At 50.6% G+C, this 24,784-nt stretch carries 21 protein-coding genes and 1 riboswitch; all 21 genes read right to left on the bottom strand.

What is annotated here, in order from left to right; genetic code table 11:
- Positions 1-579: 579 nt before the first annotated feature.
- A complete protein-coding gene (locus tag ABIE27_RS06510; RefSeq protein ID WP_240037291.1) occupies positions 580-2,322 on the bottom strand; it encodes a cobyrinate a,c-diamide synthase in 1,743 nt (580 codons plus the stop codon).
- Between the two features lie 750 nt (positions 2,323-3,072).
- Positions 3,073-4,161 (bottom strand): cobalt-precorrin 5A hydrolase, encoded by a 1,089-nt coding sequence (locus ABIE27_RS06505; protein ID WP_429350148.1) that lies wholly within the window; start codon positions 4,159-4,161, stop codon positions 3,073-3,075.
- Positions 4,154-4,951: a precorrin-4 C(11)-methyltransferase gene (gene cobM, locus ABIE27_RS06500; RefSeq protein WP_123067353.1), complete on the bottom strand. Its 798-nt coding sequence runs from the start codon at positions 4,949-4,951 to the stop codon at positions 4,154-4,156. The genes ABIE27_RS06505 and cobM overlap by 8 nt, the downstream gene beginning before the upstream one ends.
- On the bottom strand, positions 4,951-5,823 hold the full coding sequence (gene cobI, locus ABIE27_RS06495; protein ID WP_123067354.1) for a precorrin-2 C(20)-methyltransferase: 873 nt from the start codon (positions 5,821-5,823) through the stop codon (positions 4,951-4,953). Before cobI ends, cobM begins: the two co-directional genes overlap by 1 nt.
- 66 nt (positions 5,824-5,889) lie before the next feature.
- The gene (gene cbiE, locus ABIE27_RS06490) at positions 5,890-7,173 is read right to left on the bottom strand and encodes a precorrin-6y C5,15-methyltransferase (decarboxylating) subunit CbiE (protein WP_429350147.1); all 1,284 of its coding nucleotides are present in this window, start codon (positions 7,171-7,173) and stop codon (positions 5,890-5,892) included.
- On the bottom strand, positions 7,136-8,290 hold the full coding sequence (locus ABIE27_RS06485; protein WP_123067356.1) for a cobalt-precorrin-5B (C(1))-methyltransferase: 1,155 nt from the start codon (positions 8,288-8,290) through the stop codon (positions 7,136-7,138). Before ABIE27_RS06485 ends, cbiE begins: the two co-directional genes overlap by 38 nt.
- A gap of 72 nt (positions 8,291-8,362) precedes the next feature.
- Positions 8,363-9,010, bottom strand: a complete 648-nt coding sequence (locus ABIE27_RS06480) for a precorrin-8X methylmutase (protein ID WP_090924152.1) — start codon at positions 9,008-9,010, stop codon at positions 8,363-8,365.
- Between the two features lie 163 nt (positions 9,011-9,173).
- Entirely contained in the window at positions 9,174-9,944 is a 771-nt protein-coding gene (cobK, locus tag ABIE27_RS06475) for a precorrin-6A reductase (protein WP_123067357.1), read from the bottom strand.
- The gene (locus ABIE27_RS06470) at positions 9,941-11,254 is read right to left on the bottom strand and encodes a sirohydrochlorin chelatase (RefSeq protein ID WP_429350146.1); all 1,314 of its coding nucleotides are present in this window, start codon (positions 11,252-11,254) and stop codon (positions 9,941-9,943) included. Before ABIE27_RS06470 ends, cobK begins: the two co-directional genes overlap by 4 nt.
- Before the next feature lie 198 nt (positions 11,255-11,452).
- Positions 11,453-13,474 carry a precorrin-3B C(17)-methyltransferase gene (cobJ, locus tag ABIE27_RS06465; RefSeq protein WP_429350145.1) on the bottom strand — a complete coding sequence of 674 codons (2,022 nt, stop codon included), beginning with the start codon at positions 13,472-13,474 and terminating at the stop codon, positions 11,453-11,455.
- A gap of 377 nt (positions 13,475-13,851) precedes the next feature.
- Positions 13,852-14,040: riboswitch (cobalamin riboswitch) on the bottom strand.
- A 175-nt stretch (positions 14,041-14,215) separates the two neighbouring features.
- Positions 14,216-15,046, bottom strand: coding sequence for a uroporphyrinogen-III synthase (locus ABIE27_RS06460; RefSeq protein ID WP_429350144.1), 831 nt, complete (start codon positions 15,044-15,046; stop codon positions 14,216-14,218).
- A gap of 131 nt (positions 15,047-15,177) precedes the next feature.
- The gene (locus ABIE27_RS06455) at positions 15,178-16,446 is read right to left on the bottom strand and encodes a GerAB/ArcD/ProY family transporter (RefSeq protein WP_123064155.1); all 1,269 of its coding nucleotides are present in this window, start codon (positions 16,444-16,446) and stop codon (positions 15,178-15,180) included.
- A 56-nt stretch (positions 16,447-16,502) separates the two neighbouring features.
- A complete protein-coding gene (locus ABIE27_RS06450; RefSeq protein WP_123064154.1) occupies positions 16,503-16,724 on the bottom strand; it encodes a hypothetical protein in 222 nt (73 codons plus the stop codon).
- Positions 16,717-17,907, bottom strand: coding sequence for a Ger(x)C family spore germination protein (locus ABIE27_RS06445; protein ID WP_429350143.1), 1,191 nt, complete (start codon positions 17,905-17,907; stop codon positions 16,717-16,719). The genes ABIE27_RS06450 and ABIE27_RS06445 overlap by 8 nt, the downstream gene beginning before the upstream one ends.
- 13 nt (positions 17,908-17,920) lie before the next feature.
- Entirely contained in the window at positions 17,921-19,519 is a 1,599-nt protein-coding gene (locus ABIE27_RS06440) for a spore germination protein (RefSeq protein ID WP_123064152.1), read from the bottom strand.
- Positions 19,520-19,727: 208 nt separating this feature from the next.
- On the bottom strand, positions 19,728-20,066 hold the full coding sequence (locus tag ABIE27_RS06435) for a hypothetical protein (RefSeq protein WP_429350142.1): 339 nt from the start codon (positions 20,064-20,066) through the stop codon (positions 19,728-19,730).
- Between the two features lie 46 nt (positions 20,067-20,112).
- Entirely contained in the window at positions 20,113-20,814 is a 702-nt protein-coding gene (locus tag ABIE27_RS06430) for a pirin family protein (RefSeq protein WP_429350141.1), read from the bottom strand.
- Positions 20,815-21,105: 291 nt separating this feature from the next.
- On the bottom strand, positions 21,106-21,531 hold the full coding sequence (locus ABIE27_RS06425) for a DoxX family protein (protein ID WP_123064149.1): 426 nt from the start codon (positions 21,529-21,531) through the stop codon (positions 21,106-21,108).
- A 64-nt stretch (positions 21,532-21,595) separates the two neighbouring features.
- Entirely contained in the window at positions 21,596-22,456 is an 861-nt protein-coding gene (locus ABIE27_RS06420) for a M56 family metallopeptidase (protein ID WP_429350140.1), read from the bottom strand.
- A 1-nt stretch (position 22,457) separates the two neighbouring features.
- The gene (locus ABIE27_RS06415; RefSeq protein ID WP_090924139.1) at positions 22,458-22,874 is read right to left on the bottom strand and encodes a BlaI/MecI/CopY family transcriptional regulator; all 417 of its coding nucleotides are present in this window, start codon (positions 22,872-22,874) and stop codon (positions 22,458-22,460) included.
- A 251-nt stretch (positions 22,875-23,125) separates the two neighbouring features.
- Positions 23,126-24,577, bottom strand: coding sequence for a catalase (locus ABIE27_RS06410; RefSeq protein WP_429350139.1), 1,452 nt, complete (start codon positions 24,575-24,577; stop codon positions 23,126-23,128).
- Positions 24,578-24,784: the final 207 nt, after the last annotated feature.

Here is a 24,784-nt window from a genome sequence, read left to right as displayed (position 1 = left end):
TGCACACTCCATATCCTATAAATTAACCACGCTTTATCAAATCGACTACCGTGATGCGTCTTCATCTCTTCTCCTGAAAGCATTACATGAATCTACTTCAAATGCCTCCGTTATTCCGTGGTTTGTTTATCGGCAAGTGTATCTCTTCGATTTAGGTTTCGAATAAGACGTTTACCTCTCACAATACTTCCTAGTATAGCCGTATAACGGTTTGGCATATCCATATCATGCCTATCCAGCTTGGGCTCACCGTCTCCCTTGTCACAACACACTCCATCCCTAACACATTCCACATGATTCACTAAAAACCTTTAATTGTACAGTCCAAGACCCAACTTCACGACCAAAGTCTCAGGAGGTTCAAAACGAATTCAAGCCCTTCCGCTTATTGCCGAAATAGGGAGAGCAGGCTGGTTCCACCAAACGAAAAATCAGCCTCATCGTACTTCGTTTTCTAACCTCTGTCCATCCATTTTGGGCTCTGTGCATCCATATTTAACATTACTTCCGTGCCGCATATGGATGCGTTATGCACGTTTGATCTGAGGACGATCATTGCACACGGATGCCGCGCTCGAACTAAGCTTGGTGCTCGCGATACAGTCGACAATGTTCCACCCATCTCTGTGCGGCTTGCGGGTCAGAACCAAGGTGCACATGTGTGTATCCAGCCACGATATTGCCCAAAGCATATCCCTCCTGCTTCGAACCCCTTAACCCCTTCGTCTCATAAGCATATGGGATAAGTTGCTCGTCGCGGTACGTCATCGTTGAATAATGGAATTCATGCCCCCGCAGCACTTCACCCTGTTTTAGCAAAAAGGAATCCTGAACCGCACTCGCCTCCCGGTATCCCAGTGCAGCTCGTTTCTTCTGCATCTGTACCTGCGCAGGAATAATGCCTGCCATGGTATACGTCCGCCCTTCACGATCCGTCAGCGTTTCGGCCAGTACCATATAGCCGCCGCACTCCGCAAACAGCGGCATCTGAGAACGGGCTGCTTCACGGAGCCCTTCCAGAAAACGCTCGTTTCCGGCAATCACCGCTGCGAACTCCTCAGGAAAACCACCGCCCAGATAAATGCTGTCCGCCTCTGCCGGAATGCCTTCACCAGCGAGTGGACTGAAATACTTTAGCCTTGCCCCCGCTGCTTCCAGCAGTTCCAGGTTATCGGGATAATAGAAGTTAAATGCTGCATCACGTGCGACGGCAATAACAGGCTGGTACGTATCCGGCTTGCTGTGGATGTGGAGAGTTTTAAGCTGGGACACACGCTCTGCGTCGTTCACGCTGGTTGTATGGGTAATGTGACTGATATCGGCAGCGTTAGCTGCAAGGCTGTCTTTGTTGGTGTCCCTAGTTTGATCAGAAATAGCATCTTGGATGATGTTGTGAGGATTCACCGTTTGGATTGCTATGGAGCTTGCTGCAACATCATCGCTCCCTTCCAAGTATTGGAGAGGGGGAGCACTTGCGGCCAGTTCCAACAGAAGATTCAGATCCGTGCCTTCCAGCAGCACATCGGCCGCCCGCTGGAATAAAGGCTCCAGTTCTCCGCGCTCGATTGCGGGAACGAGTCCGAGATGCCTTTCCGGGATGGACATGTCTTCATCCCGCTTTAGCCAACCAACGACCGGGATACCGCACATTTGCTCAATGGCTTTTTTTACAATCGTATAATGCCCCGCACTTCCGCACCGATTAACAATAACACCAGCAATATTTAAATCAGGTTCAAGTTGCTGAAAACCCAGTACAATCGCCGCTGCACTCCGTGCCATACTGCGTACATCCACAACCAAAATCACAGGTGTCTGCGTAATCATCGCGATCTCTGCGGTAGAGCCGATGTTGCTGAGCGGATCTTTGCCATCGTAGAGGCCCATCACACCTTCAATAATGGAGATATCATGTCCCGCGGAAGCACGCTGAAATGTCTGCTTCACATATGCAGGCGAAGTCATCCATGCGTCCAGATTGCGTGAAGCTCGACCTGTCACTGCCGTATGATACGTTGGATCAATATAATCCGGGCCGCACTTGAACCCCTGCACACTCATTCCACGCTGAGCAAGTGCCTTCATTAGACCGAGCGTTACAGTCGTTTTGCCAGCCCCACTCCCCGTACCTGCGATGATCAGCCGAGGTGCACTTTGGTTATTGGGCGTCACTGTTATGGGTTCGTTATTGAACGTAGTCGGTTCGATTTTGTTATTGGACGTCATTGGTGCGGCTCCGTTATTAGACTCAGTTGGTAAAACTTCATTCGTTGGTAAGGCTTCATTATTGGATACGGTGGTCTTTACATTTTTTGAGTTCATCGTTCATCCCGCCTTTGCTTTACATATAACAAATAGACCATCCCATATCGATTCCAACGGCCTGGGACGGTCTATGAGGTGATAACAGCTACTTTTTGTGTGTGAACGCATCAAGGCGAAAATGTAGCTTTAGTCCACTTGGATGGATTGCGTGATCTTGGCAGACGTGATTCTGATTCTACAACTGATGAAACCCAGAGCAACTCAAAGTATCCAAGTACCGACTCCTCCTTTGATGCTCCACCTCTAACGATCACCAGAGACCTTATTTCGAGAAAAAAGCACACTTTCAAATTTTAACGATCCTGTGGAGCGTTATTTGGGGTAAAAAGCTCGAATTATAGCCATTTTCTCTGCAAAATGCCCAAATAACGTCTGTGGTGATCGTTAGAATTTAGAGTTGTCCATTTTGGGGCAAATAGCGTCATCTGTGATCGTTAGAGATGCCACGCTGATTATTTTGGAGAAATGCTCATTGCTCGTTGCCCGCTGCTTACTGCTTACTGCTTACTGCTTACTGCTTACTGCTTACTGCTTACTGCTTACTTCTAATTATGGTGATACTAAAATTATTGACATAAAAACATGCGGCGGTTCGGGAGAACCTAGCTCCCTAAGATACATTCGTCCTTATTGGTGACGCAAACGATCTAAAACAAATTCATGCCTGTTATTCACACGCAATGCTGGTTGGTCACACGAAACGCTGGTTGACCACATAAAATGCTTCTCAATCACACGAACCCTAGCTTACTCAAATGCAACCCGTGCGACAGAGATCGTCAGGTTGCCGCTCTTTTTCTTTTCCAGCAGCCAATGATCAGCTCCAGAAGAGAGCAGTGCAGCAGGTTCACTTACGCCGTAGGCTCCGGTGTATTTAAATACCGTCTCGGACGGATTGGCAAGTTGCACCGTATTCAGTTCCTCCGGAGTGTAAGTGACGAGTTCCCACCCGTACTTAGCGCATAGAGACAGCAGGCCCTCTTCATCTTTTTTCAGATCAATCGTAGCCACGTTACGCACGCTCTTCACAGACAAGGACAGCTCTTCCAACGTGGCAAGCACTTCCTGCTCCAACTCTTCCATCGCAGTTCCGCGATTGCAGCCCATGCCGAGCACGAGGCTTTTCGGGCGGTACAGCACCCCATTAGTTAAAAAACGTTCCTCTTCCGCCGCCGAAAGCAAACGGTCACTGACCACCAGTGCCGCGTTAAACGCAAACGATTCAGTCTCCTGCATACTACGGAAGACCCGAATATGATCAGGCACAGGTTTGTTATACCGCCACCAGTTGCGTTCGCCTGTCTCTTGAATCAGTGCCACCGGCTCCTCGTTGACCACCGCCGCACTTACGGGAGTCGCTTTGTCAAAGCTGTCCACGATCCAGCCCAGTTCACGTCCAAACATATCCACCGGGATTGTGCCCTGCACGTCCGAAGCTGTCGTGATGACTGCACGCGCACCAAGCACTTCCGCCACTTGACGCGTGAGTTCATTGGCACCGCCAAGGTGACCGGACAGCACGCTAATGACGTTCTCGCCGCGGTCATCGATGACCAGCACGGCAGGATCGACTTTTTTGTCCACCAGCAGCGGAGCAATCATGCGTACAACGGCACCCAGAGAGATAAACAGAATGATGCCGTTATAACGTTTGAACAGGTCTGGCAGAATCAGCTTCACCGAACCTTCAAATAGCGTATATCCAAGTTGTTCCTCATCGCCACGGGCAAATTTGCTCATATAATAAACGTCCGTGCCCTGAAACTGTCCTTCCAGGTTACGCACCATCTCTACACCATGCTTCGTAATCGCTACAGCAGCAAACGGATTACTCACCGGACTTCACTCCTTTGCGATAGCCGTGGGTAAAGGACTTGTCGTACAGCTTCGAGCGGTGTGCATCCCGGTTCACCAGATCTGGATCAAGTGCCCAGCCTGCCAAAATCATCGCATGCATCGTAATGCCTGCGGCACGCAAATCAGCAGCCAGATTGGCCAGCGTGGTGCGCACGATTTTCTGATCCGGCCATGTTGCGCGCTGCACTACCGCGACCGGTGTATCTTCACTCCAGCCTGCGGCAAGGAATTCCACCACGACCTTTTTCGCCAGTGTTGCACTCAGAAAGAGCGCTACCGTACAGTGATGGGAGGCCAAATCACGCAGCTTCTCCCGCTCAGGCACAGGTGTACGTCCTTCCGCACGCGTCAGGATAACGGTCTGTGTCAGTTCCGGTACAGTCAGTTCCGCTCCCAGCGCCGCTGCTGAAGCAAATACCGAGCTAACGCCTGGAATAATCTCGTACTCCACACCCTGCTGCTTGAGCAGCACCATTTGTTCCAAAATGGCACCATACATCGCTGGATCACCCGTATGTACACGTGCTACACTGCGTCCTGCCCGGACTGCGGTGCACATCAGCTCGACCTGCCGTTCCAAATCCATGCCGGAGCTTTGCAGCACTTCGGCTTCGGATTTGGCTGTTGCAATCAGTTCATCATTCACGAGGGAATCCGTGTACAGAACGAGGTCGGCATTTTTCAAAATATTAGAGCCCTTTACCGTAATCAGCTCGGGGTCTCCCGGGCCAGCACCAACGATGTAAACTTTCGCTTCCAATGTTTTCATTATTTACTCACCACCATCAGGCTCAAATATTCCAGCTCCTGCCCTTTCAATTCACGGGCGTCACGCCAGACCAATTCATAAGGGGAAGTGACTTTGGTAACCACCGAGGCTTTGCCGCCAAGTCCCATCTCGTCCAGCAGCTCCAGCATCGGGTCAAGCACCTTTGCTACTTTGATAAACACAATCGTATCGTGATGCTCAATCGCCTGCCGCATCGCTTCTTTGTCCGCTGTAGCCGGAATAATACCAACCTGCTCATCGCCATCTGCCAGATGGATATCCAGCGCTGCCGCCGCACCAAGGACAGAGGATATGCCTGGAATCGAGCTGATCGGCACTTCAGGATGCAGTTCACGCATGAGACGTGCAAGGTGGATAAATGTACTGTATAAGTTCGGATCACCTTCCGTCACAAACGCTACATCTTTGCCATCCTTTAAAGCTTCCCAGCACGCTTCCACGGTTTTGCCCCACTCCCGTTCAAGCACAATCGGGTCTTTGGTCATCGGAAAGATCAGCCCCAGCATCTCTTTCTCGTCCGGATTCACATATAATTCCACAATCTCATGGGCGTAGGATTTACCGCCTTTGCGTTTCTTCGGGTAGGCAACCACCGGGCACTCGCGGATCATCCGGTATGCTTTTACCGTAATCAGCTCCGGGTCTCCCGGCCCAACACCTACACCATACAGTGTGCCAACCGTTTTGCCCTCTGATGGTTCAGTCGCGCGTAGTTCTGACAACGCAGACGCATCTGAGGAGGGCGTGTTTGCAGTCGCGATGTCAGTAGTGCTGACTCCAGCTCCTGTTCCTGCCGCGCTCGCCGTTTCGTCTGTTGCTGTACTGCCTTGTGCTGCTAAACTACCTGACATATCACTTGTGATGTTTCCTGTTGTTGTGCTAATGCTGCTCTCCCCCTTTGGTTCCTTGCAAAAAAACTATTCTGCTCCGTTCGCAGCTTTCGCTTCGTCTACTGCGATAAATTGCCCTGTAATCACATAGATCGGGTTCAGTCCGTCAAAACGGGTCATGTTCAATATCGGCTTGCTCCGCGCCGTCTGCAGCAAGGTCACGGAGGCGTGCATGCCTGCATCGCGCATCGCCTTCATGCTGTCATGCAGCGTTTCGATGGTCGCTGCATTGACCACGATGCGTCCCTCGGGGCGCAGCCGGGACGCACATAAGGCGATCAGCTGCGCGAGTTCACCGCCGCTGCCGCCAATGAACACCGCGTCCGGATCCGGTAGTTCGTCCAGCCCCGCTGGTGCTTTGGCATGAAGGACGGTAAAATCGGTCCGGAATTTGATCCGGTTGGCCTCGATGTTCACGAGGTCACCTTCGTTCTTTTCGATGGCGAAGACCTGGCCTCGCGGCGCGAGCCGCGTGCATTCCACCGCCACCGAGCCCGAACCTGCGCCGATATCCCACACGATGCTGTCCTCGCCCAGTTTCAGCTCGGATAAGCTGAATGCGCGGACTTCACGCTTGGTGATGAGGCCTTTTTCGGGTTTGCGCTGATGGAATTCTTCATCTGCAAACCCAAAGCCTTTGCGCGGTGCCGGTGCATCTTTGCGGCGCAGCAAAATGACGACGTTCAGCGGGCTGCACTCAGCTGCTGCCAGCTCGTCCAGGGTGTAATGGCGGGCACGCTCGTCTGCCGCGCCTAGGTTCTCTGCAACGTAGGCATCATACTCGGTCATGCCGAACTGTTGCAGATACGCCCCGATCACAGCGGGGCTGTTATGCTCGTCCGTGAGCAGCGCCACTTTGGCTTTGCCATCGATGCGCTGGGCGAGGCCTTTGAGCGGGCGACCGTGCACGCTTTCGAGCACGGCGTCGTGCCAGCTCTCGCCAAGCTTGGCAAAGGCCAGCTGTAGCGAGCTGAGATTAGGCCGGATATCCAGCTGATCCGGGCCAAGCTTACGCGCGAAATACCCGGCGATGCCGTAAAACAGCGGGTCCCCCGAGGCGAGCACAACGATGTTGTGCGTGTCCTGCAACGCTTTTATTTTCACAACGAGGTCGTTCAAACTGCTCTTGATCACAATCTTCTCTCCCGCAAACGCCGGGAAAAATTGCAGCAGGCGCTCGCCGCCTACAAGCACATCGGCCTCCTGAATGAGATGTAGACTGTCTGCCGTCAGCCCCGCCGCGCCTTCTTCGCCCACGCCAATAATGCGGATGTTACGATTCTTTGCTCCAGTTGTTGTGTTCGAGTTCACTGATTTCCGCCCTCCCCAGTTCCATTCCTTTCATGGTGACCAGCACCACTTCCACCGTTACGCCGCCGCCCGCATGTTCCAGACAGTGCTGGCAGGCGTACAGGCATAACTTTTCAAAATAAGGCAAATATCCCGCTTCGGTCATCATATCCGCCACCTGAGTCGCCGTGTTGGCTTCCTCGATCGCTTGCGCCAGTTCATCGCCAGCCCCGGTCTCGCGAGCCACGGACGCAAGAAATCCAAAATCCACCGGCGCACTTTTGGAGTGCACCATCATGACCCCTTGAGCTACTTTGGCGAATTTGCCTGGCATCCCGACCAGACTGATGCGTTTCATGCCCAGCCGTTTCCCGTGTTTAATCGCAAAGCCGACAAAATCACCCATCTGAATAAAGGCTTCCTCCGGCAGTTCAGGCATCATTTTCATGGCATATTTCTCACTACTGCCGCCTGTCGTCAGTACAATATGCTCACACCCGGAAGCCTGCGCAACGGAAATGGCCTGTACTACACTGGCTTTATATGCTGATGTAGAGAACGGAACGACCACGCCGCGTGTTCCCAAAATGGAGATGCCACCAAGAATGCCAAGCCGCGCATTGAGCGTTTTCTTCGCGATCTCTTCGCCGTCCGGCACGCTGATCACCACTCGCACTCCTCTAGCTGCACCATGCTCGGCAAGCACCTGAGTCACCGCTTCGGTAATCATACGGCGCGGCACGGGATTAATCGCTGCTTCGCCTACGGGAACGGGCAGACCGGGCTTGGTAACACGGCCCACACCGATGCCGCCATCCAGCCCCACTCCTGGCTCGTCCCGCCAGGAGACATGCGCGATGATTTTCGCCAAATGTGTGGCGTCCGGGTCATCCCCGGCGTCTTTGATCGTGGCACAGGTCGCCGTGCCGTCCCTCATCAGCTCCTGCTCGATCAGCTCGAACGAGTGGTCAAAGCCGGCGGGTAAGGAAACCACGGCTTGCGCAGGGATATGTCCCGTGAGCAGAAGCTGCGTTGCTCCTTTGGCAACGGCTGTCGCACACGCCCCGGTCGTAAAGCCGGAGCGCATCGGTTTATCCGATTCTTGCGCTTCTCCGCTCTTCATGCGTTTCTTTTCCATGGCTTTGAACCTCCCGTCCTTCTATATGCTCGCTTGTTGGTGCGCTTATGTTGCCTTTGTACTCCCGCCGCTCTATGCCTTCACAGCCATCAACGAGATTGCGTTAAGTGCTGCCACAACGATGGTACTGCCGCCTTTGCGACCGATGTTGGTGATAAAAGGAATGTCCAGCTTGCGCAGTTCGTCCTTCGACTCGGCAGCGGATACAAAACCTACCGGCATGCCGATGATCAGACCCGGCTTGGCCTCGCCCTCTTTAACAAGACGAATCAATTCCAGCAGCGCCGTTGGCGCGTTACCGATGGCGTAGATGCCCCCGTCATACATTTGGGTTGCTTTGCGTGTCGAGATGATGGCACGAGTGGTATTGAGGCGCTTGGCCTCTTCCATCACATCCGGATCGGAAATATGTACGTGTACATCGCCGCCAAAACCGCGGATACGATCCTTGCTCACACCCGCCTGAATCATTTGCACATCGGCAATGACTGACTGACCTGCACGTAGCGCTGCGATCCCCGCCTGAATCGCATCCGGGTGAAATACCATACTGCGGCCCAGTTCAAAATCAGCCGAAGCGTGAATGACTCGCTGTACGACCGGATATTGCTCATCGGTAAACGGGTGCTCCCCCAGTTCCTCCGTAATCATTTCGAAACTTTTACCTTCAATCTCCTGCGGCTGCACGGTCAGCGGTTTAAACTCTGTTTTGAAATCCATCCGAATCACTCCACTCCTTTTATTTGAACAAACATCCTCATCGTACGAACAACTGTCCCATACATCATTGCATCGTTCATCTGAACGTACTCCAATGCTTCTTGCGATATTTACAATCAAGCCGTTCAATATTTCATTATTCAAATTAAGCCTATCGGGTAGATTACCGCCCCAAAATACTTTTCAGCTCGTCCAGCACACCATCAAAATGATCAAACACCGTGCCAAACTCCGCCTCTGGACGTGAGATCAGCACAACATGAATACCCAGCTCCAGTGCAGACTGGATTTTCTCGTCCACGGCTCCTGTTTTACCGCTCTCCTTGGTGACCATCACCATTGTTGCATAGTGCTTATAAAGTGCCTCGTTCATTTCTCGGGAAAAAGGACCCTGCATCGCAATAATATTGCGTTGCTCTACGCCCAGCTCACCGCATTTCTCCATATTGTCGAGACGGGGGAGCATGCGTGCAACAAGCCGTATATCCGGATCACCGAGCAGGTGCTTGGTGAAGATTTGCAGCGTTTTGCTGCCCGTCGTCAGCATGACGGAGCCTTTCAGCTCTTTGGCCTTGAGTGCTGCCTCATCATAAGATGACACGACATGCAATAGTTCATGGTCATCATAAGCAAGCCCGGTTCGTTCGTAACGAATGTAAGGGATGCCCGCTTGTTTCGCGGCTTCCATGGCATTCGCATGGGCTTCTTCGGCAAAAGGATGGCTCGCATCCACAAGTACAGGGGTGTTTTTTTCACGAATCAACTGCACCATCGCCTCTACGGTCAATCGGCCTGTCCGCACAGGTAAACCGGCTTCAGTCAGACTTTGGGCTGCGCTCTCGGTCACAACCGAGGTCAGGACATTATGTCCTTGTTGCTGGATTCGGATCGCAAGTTCGCGTGCATCGCTGGTACCGCATAACATGAGGATCATGAACGCTTCACCTGCTCGGAAGTTGCTGCCACTTGTGCCTGAGAAGAGGATGAATGCTGCTGTATATTTCCTGCTGAATCGTGTTGCCGGTTGCTCTGATGTCCATCGTGCTCATGATGCGAGTGATGCAACTCTTCATCATGGTCATGATGAAAATCAAGCGCCGCCTCACGAGTAGCTGTAACCTCCGCAGAGTGCTCGGAATGCTCGTGGTCGTGACTATGTTCATGATTGTGGTCATGATGTGCATGCTCATTATGGCTATGGACATGATGACCTTCGTGCTGATGATCATGTCCATGACTGTGGCTATGATCATTATGGTGGTGGTCGTGATGATCGTGCTCATGATGGTGTTGATCGTGCCCATGGTCATGGTCATGTTCGTGATGGTCATGGTCGTGATCGTGGTCATGCCCATGGTCGTGGTCGTGATGGTGATGATGGTGTTTGGCCGCTTCGAGACGGAACTGGCAGTTGTCACAGTTTGCTGTAACACGACCGTAAAGTCCCTCGTTCGCACGTTCCAACACCAGCTCGACCAGTTTCGGATGGAAACCGAAATAACCACCGATTTCGACTTGAATATCTGGATGCGCGGCTGCAAATTCGGCCGTCATCTCATCAATGCGTTTAATCAGCACACCGGTAAAGAGGAAATACGGCATGACAACAATTTTTTTCGCACCGAGCAAGAGGCAACGTTCCAATCCATCCGGGAAAGAAGGCTGGGTCACGCCGATAAAGCTGCTTTCCGCCCATCTGTACGGCAGCTTCTCCCACAGCATACGGGTCATTTTGAAAAAGTCACTGTTGGCATCCGGGTCACTGCTTCCCCGTCCAAGCACAAGTACAGCTGTTTCTTCATCAGTCACGGCAGCAGGCGGAGCGGCCACTGCAACTGCTGTATCTGTTCCACCTTCACCTTGAGCTGCAACCCGCACAGGTTGCGCCTCTTGCAGACGAGTTTGCATAATTTGCACGACTTTTTCATGCACACCAATCGGACGCCCATAAATAAACTGCACTTGCGGATAACGTGCTTTGGCACGATCAATCGCATTCGGAATATCAATCTTGGCATGACCGGCTGCAAATAAAATAATCGGTACGAGTACGACTCGGGTCGCACCTCGATCTACACAAGCAGTAACTCCATCCGCAATACTTGGTCTGGTTAATTCCAAAAAACAGGTTTCCACCAGTGTGTTCTCCGGTGCTTGCTCAGCGACCTCACGTGCAAACTCCTTTAACTCGCGGTTCCCCTCGGGATCACGGCTCCCGTGTCCCACCAACAAAATAGCATCCATCTTCTATATTTCCTCCTCTGTCCGATCCGCAGATCAGATTTCTCATATTCGTAAGGCTCTCCACTCGACTCCAAGGAAGAAAGGTTTAATCTATTTCTATTTCTATTTCTAGTTCTAGTTCTGTAATGAGTTCAGCTTTGTATCTATCTATATCAGCTGGGTTTCGGCCGGGTTGTGTTTAGATTATCGTTTGGTGTTTTAGTCACCGCATACCGGATTCACTTCGACGGTAACTGGCGCATCCACATGACGGAAGCCTTGAATAACTCCAACACGTTTGAAAAACTTGTGGAAACGTTCGTTCGGATGACCTTTTTCCTTGTACTCCGCGACAATGCGTTCCACAATGCCACCGATCTGATCACCTGGAATCCCCTCTGCTACTGGCTGAGCCGGGTGCGCGTTGCGGCCAAACTTTTTGCCGCCAAGGAACAGATCGTAGCCTCCTTTGCGGTACACGATGCCGATATCCTCCAGTACTGCCCCGTAACAAGCCATACCACAGCCGTTTAACGCTACGCTCGTTTCCTTCGGAGCAGACAATCCACCGATCACGTCCTGCAAATGGTTAGCCATCGGCACCGCGTCGTCCTTCTCCAGGTTGCAGAAGTCACAGGCTTTGACCTTGATCACATCCCCAATCGGCACCACGATAAAGTTTGCTGCGCGTAACTCGTCTACCAGCGCTTCCGGTTCAAACGTCGGCACTCTGAGAATAATCTGGTGCTCCGGCGTATACTCAAGCTCGCCGTCCTCGCTTGCGCACTGCGCCAGCAGGGCCATCTGAGCGGCGGTGAACTTTTTGTTGCCCACGCCAGGCGACACGCCGATCTCAAAGAGCGGCGCCTTGCGCCCAGGCACGGGCACAGCAGCGGCTACGCCAAGCACCGCTGCGCCGCTCGCGCCCTGCGCGCCCGCTGCCGCCGGGCCTGACGCTGCCGCGTCCAGCCAGCGGCTTGCCGCTTCGCCCGCGAGCGCACCGCCTGCCGCGAGCCGCGTCAGCGCCTCGGCGGCAAGCTCGGCTGCGCCGGCGCGTGGCGCCACAGCGGCAGCGCGCGGTGCGGCCTCTGCCGCCGCGGACGCGGGCCGCTCTGCGGCAAGCACGGCGGTGCCAGCACCGCGTGCCGGGCTTGCCGCAGGCGGGGTTGCCGCCCATGCGCCTGCGGGCGGCTGCCCTTGCGGAGCCGTGCCCGCTCCGGCGCTGGCGCCGCGCAGGGCTGGCTCCGCCGGTGGCGCGGCCTGGGCATCGCGGGCCGCGCCATCGCCCGTTGCCTCGCCGGAGGCGGCAGCGCGGGCCGCGCCACCGCCCGTTGCCTCGCCGGAGGCGGCAGCGCGGGCCGCGCCATCGCCCGCTGCCTCGCCGGAGGCGGCAGCGCGGGCTTCTTGTGCGCCGAGCGACCATGGCTCGGCTTCGGTGCGTAGCCGCTCATGGGGCCTGAGCGGCTGTTCCGCGGAGTTCAGCGTATACTTCCGCTGATATCCGCGCGGGGTGACCATGAGTCCTTCGTACATCATGGTCGAGGAATTACCGATAATCACGGTGGTTAACATACCGATATCGTGATTCAGCATCTCCTCCAGCGTTGTCATGACCACGTCCTGACGCTCCCGATATGCACTTTTGACCAAGCCAACAGGTGTCTTCGGATCACGGTAACGAAGCAACATCTCTTGCGTCTCTACAATCTGGCGTGTACGCCGTCCACTGCGGGGATTATACAGAGCAATAACAAAATCGGCCGAAGCCGCTGCCTCAACCCGCCGAATAATGGTTTCCCATGGTGTCAGATGATCGCTAAGGCTGATCGTACACGCATCATGCATAACAGGCGCACCAAGCAAGGACGCACACGATTGAATCGCCGACACGCCAGGAATAACCTCAACAGCTACGCCAGTATCCGGCTTCCAGCCTTGCTCAATGAGCACTTCGTACACAAGCCCTGCCATGCCATACACCCCGGCATCCCCACTGGAGATTACGGCAACAATATGGCCCGCTTCCGCTTGTCTAACCGCTTCCTGTGCCCGGCTGACTTCCTCCGTCATGCCTGTACGTACAATGGCTTGTCCATTCAACAAAGGCCTGATCAGATCCACATAGGTGTTATATCCAATGATGACCTCGCTCTCCTGCAACGCATCTAGTGCCCGTTTAGTTATGTGCTCCATCGCACCTGGACCGAAACCGATGATCAGCAGCTTGCCTTGCTTTTGCATACCGTTTTCCCCCTCACTCCACTTGTCATACGATTAACGCTCAACCTTGTTTATCTAAAAGGTCCACTTCAAGAAAGTTTCTCCTTAACGCCGATCCAAAGTTTTTGCAATACAGATTTGTTTCTTTCACCTCATTGCCCTGTAACTCATCATTTCTTCTGCTCAACTCGGCAACTTCGTTCCTGTCCGAAAAACAAAAAAATCCCATCCTAATCACGGATGAGATACGCATGTACTTACACTCGGGAAACTTGGCCTGTAATACCCCAAAATAAGGAATCACAGGCAACCATAACAGCCCATATGGAGCCTCACAGGACAAACCACAGTTTGTCCCTTTCCCGAACTTATCGTACACCACTCCTTTCCGCGAAGGGTTTGGTGACACATGCAAGGTAGGTCTCCTGGCTCTGGATCATTAGCGTCCTTTCCTGTCTTCCCCGTTGTACCGAGTGACTTTCATGGAAAACGCTTCACCATTACAGTGGCGGGACCGCTCGGGACTTGCACCCGATTCCCTGTTACCTCTTGCTTTATGCAAGAGCACCTTGCTGCTTTCATATTGTCTTCATCATACCATCGGTCAGGAAATAATGTCCACGCTTCTCAAGATTGTCCTCTACATTAATTTTGGATAAAAATGAAAAAAAGATCCCGATCCGTAAACGGATCAGAACCTTTACATATCATTACAGAATAGAGCCACTTCGGGCATCTCTTGCCCTATGAATGCTCTCTTTATTATTCTTCCCGGACACCCACCGGATTCGCAGCAAAGTAACGTCCCAGTTCAACGATGAGCGCTCCCATCTTCTCCTCTTGCGGCACAACCAGCGCTTCAATGCCTTCCTCACGCATGGCATTCGCCGTAACTTTACCAACTGAGGCTGGGACTACTCCTTCTTTAAAGGCCGTCAGCATCTGCTGCAGCTTGCCTTGGGAAGTTGCATATTCCGTTAAGAATCGAACTTGCGGCCCACTTGTAAAAGCTACAGCCTCCAGCTTATGCTGAATGATCTCATTCAGCAGTTGCTCCAGCTCTGCCTCTTCCGGCGGTACGTGACGATACGGCAACACCTGTCGTACCACAGCCCCCTGTTCTTCTAACCAGCGGACCAGTTTAGGAGCCGTTTCCCCATGAAGCTGTAACATCACCTTTTTACCTGCCAGATCATGTGAGCCAAATTCCCGAATCAATCCGTCTGTACTACCATCATCATCTCGTACCAGAGGAGTCAACTTCAGTTTCTTGAGTGCATTCACTGTTTTGTATCCTCGGGCTGCAATACATGATTCAGCCAATACATTTCGAAGTTGTCCGGCTACATCCATGTCCTCAGCCATGTCGAACAAAGCATCTAGTCCCATACCCGTTGTAAAAATTGCCCAATCCGGCGGATCAGAAATCCAGGAAACCAGTCCATCTCGAATGTTACGATCATCCAGAAATACCGTGCCTTGTGCAGGACGCACAAGCGGGATTCCACCCATTTTCTCCACCAATAAAGACATCTCTTTGGACTTCCGCGGACCGGTTAAAGCGACGCGTACCCCTGCCAAATGTTGAGCCATTCATGTTCCCCCCGTTTATTAAGCCGAAAGTTCATCAATCTGACTACAGTATACAGGCTACTTGTACGGAGGGAAACCACGTCTGCTTGCTTTCCGGCCTCATTAGCTATAACGATTTTTTATGATTTTCATCAGGAAGGTTGCAAATTTCCGCCGCCATGTGATGTTTTACCTTTCTTCTCTATAGACTTTTCCGCTGACTTTTCACCAGACTTCTCTTCTGACTTCCCTTCAGAATGATCTGATTCACCAGATGCCTGCTCCTGCTTCTGTTCTCCTTCCTGCTGTTTGCCTCTGGATGCCCTCTCTCCCGATTCGGGGTTCGGGGCATATTGAGCTTTCTTTTTGCGCGGACGGAGGAACAGAAAAAAAACGATTGGAAATATCACCTCAAATACAATGGCAATCCATGTCCATTCACGAGTAAATCGATTTAGCTGGATCGCATTGCGGAAAAACCAGAAGGCACACACAAAACCCAGCAACGCAATCGGTCCGGTCAATACTTTCCCAGATACTTTGGGAATCATGCGTTTCAAACCCCAACACACAAAATACAGATCAAACGCAATCTTGGTAATGATACATGGCAAGGTTGCTGCCGCAAGCGCCAAGTCGAATCGGTCTAGAAAGTCACTAATCTGTAGCTGTCTTGCCAGCTCATACGATGGATACACAAGTCTTGAAGCAATCGGTACACCGATGGAAGTGATCGTTTCAATGACAATAAGCATCATGAGCAATCCTGTGACAATATTACCTGTGAGAATGGATTTTACTCGGAAGTCACTTCCCTTGATCACAAAGGGTAAAACAATCATCTCTCCATAAAACGAGAAGAGATACCAACTTCCCGTCCCCACACCTGCAAAGTCAACATCGAAATAGGGCTTTAGGTTATCCAGATCGATCTGCTGAATCAGCATAAACGGCACGATGATGGAGTTTAGCAAAAAGAGCACTACATACAACTCCACCATGCCAATCAGGGAACCTAGCCCTCCCCGGACGATAAATATAGCCATGACAAGCAGAGAGAGTACGATAATCGATATCGGTGTTGTCTCCAGCAATGTGATACTTACATAGTCCCCTGTTAGCCGAATATCTCTCGCAAATACAAAGAAGAAAAACGCGATGTACATCAATCCGGCTACTCTTCCGAGAAAGGGAAATCGCGTCACTAACGATTCAAACAGATCCTTATCTGGAAAACGCCGCTGAACACGACTGAGCATCCACATCGATGTAAGCATAATCAGAACAACGGGTATGTAGCAAAGATAAGCATGCTGCTCTGCATAAAAGATGGCTTGTGCATGAGGTTGCAGCAGTGTCCCCGTAATACTAAGCAACATGAGCATCAAGACCATCTGCCTGTGCGTTACCTTCTGATTCATCCTGTACCTCCTTCCGTACCTATTTCTTGTATATCACGATGCCATATGCCACATCATCAAGGCATGGGCAGTAGACGTTGAATAACATGACTCATCCATACCGATACAAATACGGTTTTGTTCAACGTTGTAACATAGAACCAGATGCCTATTCCAAGCACAATGATTCCATAAGACAACCAGCGATTAATGGGTGCCGCTTGTTTCAGATGCCTGAAATCCATAATTAGCACCCCAATCACCATTGCCAGATAGGTGTACAGCAGCGGTTTAATCATGCACGATGTCCTCCTCTACGACTCCGATCGGTTTATTGACAATACCCACATTCTCAATAATGACATGCGGTTCCACACTTACTTGAACCTGCGGATAGATAACCTCCCAGCGATCTTTAATCTTGTCCCATTCCTTGGGTAACTGCCTATGGATGGAACGTCCGATGCCGATAATATCCGCTTTAAATTTCTTTTGAACCAACCTTACACCTTCCTCAATATCCTCTTTGATCTTCCGGTGCACGGCCTCATTCAGATTCAAAATCTCCTTCTCGCGCCTGTCACCATAATCCGATTCATTGTCCACAAGCACACCCTTGGCATACATCTGAATGGTTACACTCACTTTGCCATTCACAATCTTGGGGTGGAGGGACGAATTGTTCTCGTTTAATTTAATGAACAAATCTCCTTCTCCGCGCGGGGCCTTAATCATGACCTCGGGTTCATTCGCTTCGCCCATCGCAAGAATCAATGCATCAGCCGGAGCCTTGTCCATCATGCCCACCAGCTTGTCTTTTTTGAAAATAGCTAATCCGTCCAGTTTAATATTGGTCACAGCGCCTTTCCAACCCTGAGGTACACTGTCCGAAACAGATGCGATCGGCAGAAAAGGATCAACCCCTTCATCTAGAATGGAGTCTATAAACGTTTTAAGGGATCTTGGATTCCTCATATTAAGAAAACATAGTTCTCGCACCATCTCGGAAGGGAACTTCTCAATCGGTGCATCTGTGTCCATGACCTTATGTGCTTCACCTCTTGTAACAACAGGAAGTGCTGATAACCGATTAAGGGGATATCGGGTGAACAGATCAAGCATCGGGGCAACACCGTCACGTGCCAGTTCTTCACCAATAAGGATGGTACGGCGATGTGCATAATAAATGCGACGAGAGATTGACTTCTGACCCTCAAGCGTCGTCCCGCGTAGGGTACGAGCCGTGTTGGAGAGGATAAACCATGGTTTGTCACCGCTCGTTCCTCCACCGCCTCCTTCACTACCCGATGCCCCTGACTGTCCAGGAAGGGCAATCTGCAGACTGGATCGGTATTCATCACCTTCTTTATCAGCAGCAATCCCGATTACAAAGGCAATATCATTGATCTCTTCACGATCCCAGCAGCCCGAAAGCAGGCAAGTACACAGGATCAACGCTACGATAGCCTTATATCTAATCAAACACCGCATGGACTCACCATCCTTCCTCTGCTTCTGGCGAACCATTAATATCTCTAGCCATACGTTTGCGATCCCGGTGCACGGTTGAAGGGCGATTGATCATTTTCCACCAAGGTACCCGAACTAGAATATCTTTCGTATCCTTCTTATGGTATGGGCTCACCCCTGACAGATACGGCACACCAAATGACGTCATTTGTGTGAGATGCACGGAGATCATCACCAGACCAATGACAATCCCGTATAACCCTAACATGCCTGCCAGAAGCATGATTGGAAAACGCAACAGCCTTACGGTAATGGCAAAATTAAAGCGCGGAATGGTGAAGGATGCAATGCCCGTCATCGATACGATAATAACCATCGGGGCAGACACAATGCCTGCCTGCACCGCAGCTTGACCAATAACAAGGGCACCAAGGATACTGACAGCTTGCCCCACCGTTTTGGGTAACCTGACCCCGGCCTCCCGCAGCGCTTCAAAAGATAATTCCATAATGAGCGCTTCGATGAGTGCCGGGAAAGGGATGGCTTCCCGAGCACCGGCAATGCTGAGAATCAGAGTGGTTGGAAGCATGTCCTGATGGAAGGTCGTAATCGCGATATACAGAGCTGGCAGAAACAATGCAATAAACACAAATAAAAAGCGTATCCAACGGATTAAATTTGTAATGAAGAACCGTTCATAATAATCTTCACTCGCCTGTAACATCTGCCACATCGTTACAGGTGCAATCAATGCAAACGGTGTGCCGTCCACCATGATGGAGAACCGACCTTCCAGCAGATTCGCGGCAACCGTATCCGGGCGCTCCGAATAGTGCATCTGTGGAAACGGAGAATTCGGGTTATCCTCAATAAGCTCCTCGATATAACCGCTCTCCAGAACACCGTCTATTTCAATTTTCTCCAGACGCTTTTTAACATCCTGAATCAATTGGGGATCAGCGACCCCTTCCAGGTAGGCCAAAACGACATCCGTCTTGGTATCGGAGCCAAGCGTCATACTCACCATTTTGAGTGCTGGCGTCTTCATTTTGAAACGTAACAACGCTGTATTAACCCGCAGTGTCTCCGTAAATCCCTCCCGTGGCCCCCGGATGACCGACTCTGTCTGCGGCTCCTCTACGCCCCTTCTTACACCACCTTTGACATTAAACAGCCAGGCTTCAGCTTCTCCGTCCATAACCAGTAGTGCTGATGAGGCAAGGATGCCCTCGGTCGCAGCAGCCCAGGTCTGAACCCGCTTTACTTGAGTTAACTCAATCCGTGTATCATCAATAGGTACATCCGGCTCGTCTGTACGTTGCTGGATCAGCCCCCGAATAAGAGGGCGCAGCATATGCTCCTGAATATCGGCTGAATTCACGATCCCCTCAACGTATACGAGGAGTCCCTGCACCTCCGGTGTGATCATGACATTGCGGAACACCACGTCTGAGGAATTCGAGAAGATTTCTTTTAATGCCTGAATTTGATTTGTGTGGTTGGCACTGATTGGTTGCTTCAGAATAGGTGGGGACGGCAGTCCCAAGGGTACATATTTACTACTGTCATTGGTTGATGCTGAAGTTTTGGACTTATCGTTACCCTTTGATGATTTACCTTCCATATGCCGCCCCTCCATTCTTGGTTTTTATACAAGGTAGCTTGTGCCAGAAGGCAGGGAATTATGTGGTCTTTTTTTACAAAAAAAAGCCTTCCTCAAGGGAAGACTTAACGATCGAAACGATCAACTTGAAAACTGAACCATACATTTAAATCAATACTTACACCATGAACAGAATAACAAGCCTAGATCTTACGCTCGTCCTGATCGGTTAGTCTGCAAAATAGTCATCAGGTATATATTGAATTTCTGACTTGGCATAGATGGTGAGTGTATGTCGCTCATTGTCATAGTTTACGCGGTCGCCATCAACATAATACCAGTGCTTTGTGAGAGGGTGATCTTTGCGCTGTATGAAACGAAATACGTTTAATTCCTGTCTCAGCTCGATAATCTTCAAGGCGGTCTGTTCATCAAGTCCCGTTACAGTGAACAGGTATCCTGTTCCTTCCCGCTGAAAGCGATAAGATAACTCTGCATCCGTCTTGCTGTTCGCCAGTCCACGCCCGGTTACCCCATGTTTTACCATAAACCATTCCTGCTGTGCCATACGTATCGTTCCTCCTTTGATCTTGGAGTGGGAGTTTATTTCTTAATCAAGGCAGATCAATCAACATATAAAACGTATCCTCATGCCCTTCCAGCTTCATGGAAGAGGTCTGCTCCACACGTGCGGTATCTCCTGTATGCAGCACATGTTCATTCTGCAAGCCAAGCTTGCCCTCAATGGAGAAAATGTACATACGGCGACCTTCGTTCTGTTCAAAATCAAGCGTCTTCCCCTTCGACAACCGCCCAAGGTATATCGTCATGTCTTGATGAACCATGGCGATCCGTGGCCCACCCTCGGATGATGCTACAGGAACAAGAGCTCCTTCCAGAGCAGCTGTATCAAAAGAAGTCGTTTCGTAAGATGGCTGCAGCCCTTTCGTATGTGGCATAAACCACAACTGGAGGAGTCTAACCTCCTCGGTATCTGAGGCATTATGTTCCGTATGAATGACGCCGCTTCCTGCCGACATGCGCTGAATGCCGCCAAAGCCTGTTACGGCAACGTTACCCAGACTATCTTCATGTCTCAGCTTGCCATGCAGCACGATGGATACAATCTCCATATCACTGTGTGGATGTGCCCCAAAACCGCGACCTGGTGCGATGACATCATCGTTAGCTACCCGCATGGGTCCAAAAGCTGTATTGTCCGGGTTCTGATACTCCCCAAAAGAAAAGCTGTGACTACCGCGCAACCAGCCCCGATCAAAACTGGAACGTGCTTCGGATGGAATGACTTTAATCATATCGCGCATCCTCCTCTAATTGGTTATCGTTCATGTGAAATCTTCTTATTTTTTCTTAGTAGCATACTTATTTTCATTATATCAAAAGTAAAGCTATTACGTCCAAACCAAAAAAACTCTTTACCCGTCCGTCCGATCCGGCAATCACGTTACCTCATCGGACGGCAAGCAAAGAGCTTGGTCGCAGAAATTATGCTGCACTTCTATACTTTCCGTTACACTTTTCTTTGGTTCTTTAGAGCATGCTTTTGATTATACTCAACATGGTATGACACATTCCCTAAATACAGATCAAGCACTCACATTTTGTTGACTGTTCTGACGTGTAGCTCCTTGCCGGTTAAACAGATAATCCAGCGCCAGAAAACGACTGCCTGTCAGGAGAAGAGTCAATGATCCTGCCATCAGCATGTAGTCGAACTCTGTTCCCATTAAAAACGGCTGACCCGCCTTGGCTGTGAACACTGCACCAACCATAACCGCGATGAACAACAAGGCAAACACACGTGTACCCAGGCCCAAGATCATGGCCGCGCCACCTGCCAGTTCAATGACTGCAACAACAGATGCCATAAAACCGGGAATGCCTATACTTTCGAAGAAACCAACCGTACCGCTAATTCCACCCTCGAACTTACTCCAGCCATGTAATAGAAAAATGAGTCCGATCATAATCCTTGAGAAAAAAAGTCCAATTTCAACGGTTTTGTTATTCATCATGTATCTCCCCATTTCATTCATAATTTTAGTCCTTATGGATTGCTTGATTCTTGGTCGTTTTCTATCCAATCGACCATACAAACAGAACAGACAATAACAGAAACACCGTTACAGAGATTAGAATGGCATATCGCGGTAAGCGCAGTGTAACATCACGTTCAGGGTCGAGCAGACGGGAAATGCGCACATTCACCGACGTATCGGCAAATGAGGACTGAATCGTCATCGTTCTTCCTTCCCCAGATGGCGTGCAGGCGCGGAGCAGTTTCAAGAGTGCACTGCCAATACCGGCGGCATTACCCGTACGTTCAATAGCTTCGTTATCTGCTAAAATCTCTCTGACGATGCGATATTGCTGTGACGTATGCTTCAGCACAGGGATATACGGCATCATCGTAGCAAATACCGAGAGCAATGTTGTTTTCAGTGGATCTCGATGCCACAGATGATGAACCTCATGATACACGACAGCCTTCTCTTCATCCGTATCCAGCATACGGAGTAGTCCTGTGGAAAGTACGATGCAAGGGCGCCATAACCCGATGGTAAAGGCAACCGGAGAAGGCTTGTCCACAACGAGAAATCGGGGTTTCTTCAGATGCCTGTACCTTGCATTCAATTCTTCTGACCAAGCGCGAATCTCCATGGAGCGGAGCTTGGTTACCGCGGCACGCGTCTGGATAATTCGTGTAATCAACATCCAGCCTGTACCAGCGAAAGTCAGCAAAACCAGAAGCAACAGGAACTGACCTACAGACATCCACCCCATACGACTCATCCAGTGGTTGCACAGCCATAGCAGATTCAACCGGATGTCCCATCCAAATATTTTGTACATCGCATACATGAGCATCTGCATGAGCACGAGTACCGGAATACCCAACCCGACGGTGAACAAAATCTTGGAACGGGTCTTCCACATATTAATCGTTATCCTTTTTCCACTGCTTAATCTTCATTTCGAGACGTTCAATCAAGCCTTCATCGGCTTCATCTAACGCATCCAGCATGTGATTCACTGCCAGTGTTCCGAATTCATCCACCAATTCCTGGGACAGTTCCTTGGATTGATCGTTCATAAAGTCCTCCCTGCTTTGTACCGGCCGGTACAGCGATGTGCGGCCCTTCTGTGTTTTGCCGAGTAATCCCTTATCCACCAACCGATTCATCACAGTCATAACCGTATTGAAATTTACGTCTTTGTCTTGTTCCAGTGCCGTCTGTACTTCACGGATGCTGCTGCCGGGACGAGCCCACAATACTTCCATAATCTTGGCCTCGAGCGGTCCAAAAAAACGATTCAGTCCACGCTCGCCTACTTTGAAATTGAGTATTCTCATATTCTGACACCCCTCACACTACCCATTGTAGTGTCCAGAAATGAGAAGTCAACCTCTATGTCAGGTATTTTATGTAAATGATTTGTAAAAATGTTTTTCATTTGTGTATAAAATAACATAAGAAAACCGGGATATTCTGCAAAATCGCAGTCATACCCGGTTCGTAAATGACCTTTGCCAAGCTGGCATAAAAACCAGCTATCTGATTGCGTGAGATGCGGGAAGTTCTCGCATCGACACGTGCTCTCGCTTTATTTTGGCATATGCGTAGAGATATCTACACCCAAGCCATGAGCCAGTCGACCACCCAGCTGCCCGTCAGCGCGGAAGAAGTGGCATAATGCTCGCATCTGGATATCTACCGGTACGGCTTTGAGATCATTCGTCAGATTGTCCAGCAGATGTTGCTGTTCTTCTGGTGTGAAGGAACGGAACAGTTCCCCTGCCTGCGTGTAATCATCTGTTTTCTCAATCTTTTCTCGTGTGACGTGCCCCTGTAATGGAACACGAGTTTCCCGATAAGCCGGATCTTCCTGTGGACTGTTACCTGAGCTGTTAGGCTCATAATTTACGGGAGATGGGTCTTGGTTCACGTTCATGAGTCCGTCACGCTGATGATTGCGCACAGGTGCATACGGGCAGTTCACTGGAATTTGAAGATAGTTAGTTCCAAGACGGTGCCGCTGTGTATCCGGGTAAGAGAACAGACGACCCTGCAACAATTTATCTTCAGACGGCTCAATGCCTGGCACAACGGCGCTTGGTGAAAATGCGGCCTGCTCCACTTCCGCGAAGAAATTCTGAGGATTACGATTCAATGTCATGGTCCCTACCGTCTGGAACGGCAGTACATCCTCAGGCCATGTTTTGGTTGGGTCGAGCGGATCAAAAGAGAAATCATCCATCTGCTCCGGCTTCAGCAACTGTACTTGCAGCTTCCACTGCGGAAAATCACCATTCTTGATATGTTCATGCAGATCACGTGTTGCATGGTTGAAATCCTGCCCCTGAACTTCAGCAGCTTCCTGACGTGAGAAAGCGCGAACCCCTTGAACCGATTCCCATTTGTATTTTACATAGTGAACTTCGCCTTGGGCATTGATCCATTTAAATGCGTGTACCCCGAAACCATCCATTTCCCGGTAACTCGCAGGCGTTCCCAGATCAGAGAACAACCAGGTCATCATATGAGTTGATTCCGGGGAGAGGGTCATGAAATCCCAATATCGTGCCGGATCTTGAATGTTGGTATCTGGAGCCGGTTTGAGAGAGTGCACCATATCCGGAAATTTAATTGCATCACGAATGAAGAAAACAGGCAGATGGTTTCCCACAATGTCGTAGTTGCCTTCACGTGTATAAAATTTAACAGCAAACCCGCGAGGATCACGTGCGGTCTCCGGAGAACCCGTACCATGAATAACGGTTGAAAACCGTACAAGCACATCGGTTTCTGTGCCCGGCTCTTGCAGGAAATCAGCTGTCGTGTATGCCTTCATGCTCTGCTCCAGCTTGAACACCCCATGTGCCCCTGCACCCCTTGCATGGACAACGCGTTCAGGAATGCGCTCACGGTCAAAATGGGCGATTTTCTCGATCAGGTGGTAATCCTCCAACAAGGTTGGCCCTCTTCTACCTGCTGTGCGCGAATTTTGATTATCTCCTACCGGTGCTCCCTGGTTAGTTGTCAAACGATCTGTCATCCTGTCGTCCTCCTTATAATGGGTCTCATGTCTGCTGTATCTATCTACTAATTCCAATCATATTCGTTGTTCGCTCAAATATACATTTAGACTTGATCTAACTGTTAAATTGATTCTAACATGTCCTATTCCTTCGTTGCATGAGGTTCCCATGAGTTTAGGATGAGGTTGTCTGGACGAAAAATGAATTACACATGAAGAATACGA

Source organism: Paenibacillus sp. 4624, from assembly GCF_050435065.1.
Taxonomy (GTDB): domain Bacteria; phylum Bacillota; class Bacilli; order Paenibacillales; family Paenibacillaceae; genus Paenibacillus; species Paenibacillus amylolyticus_D.
The sequence above is the reverse complement of the archived record's forward strand: the minus strand, read 5'-3'. Positions and strand labels throughout refer to the sequence as shown.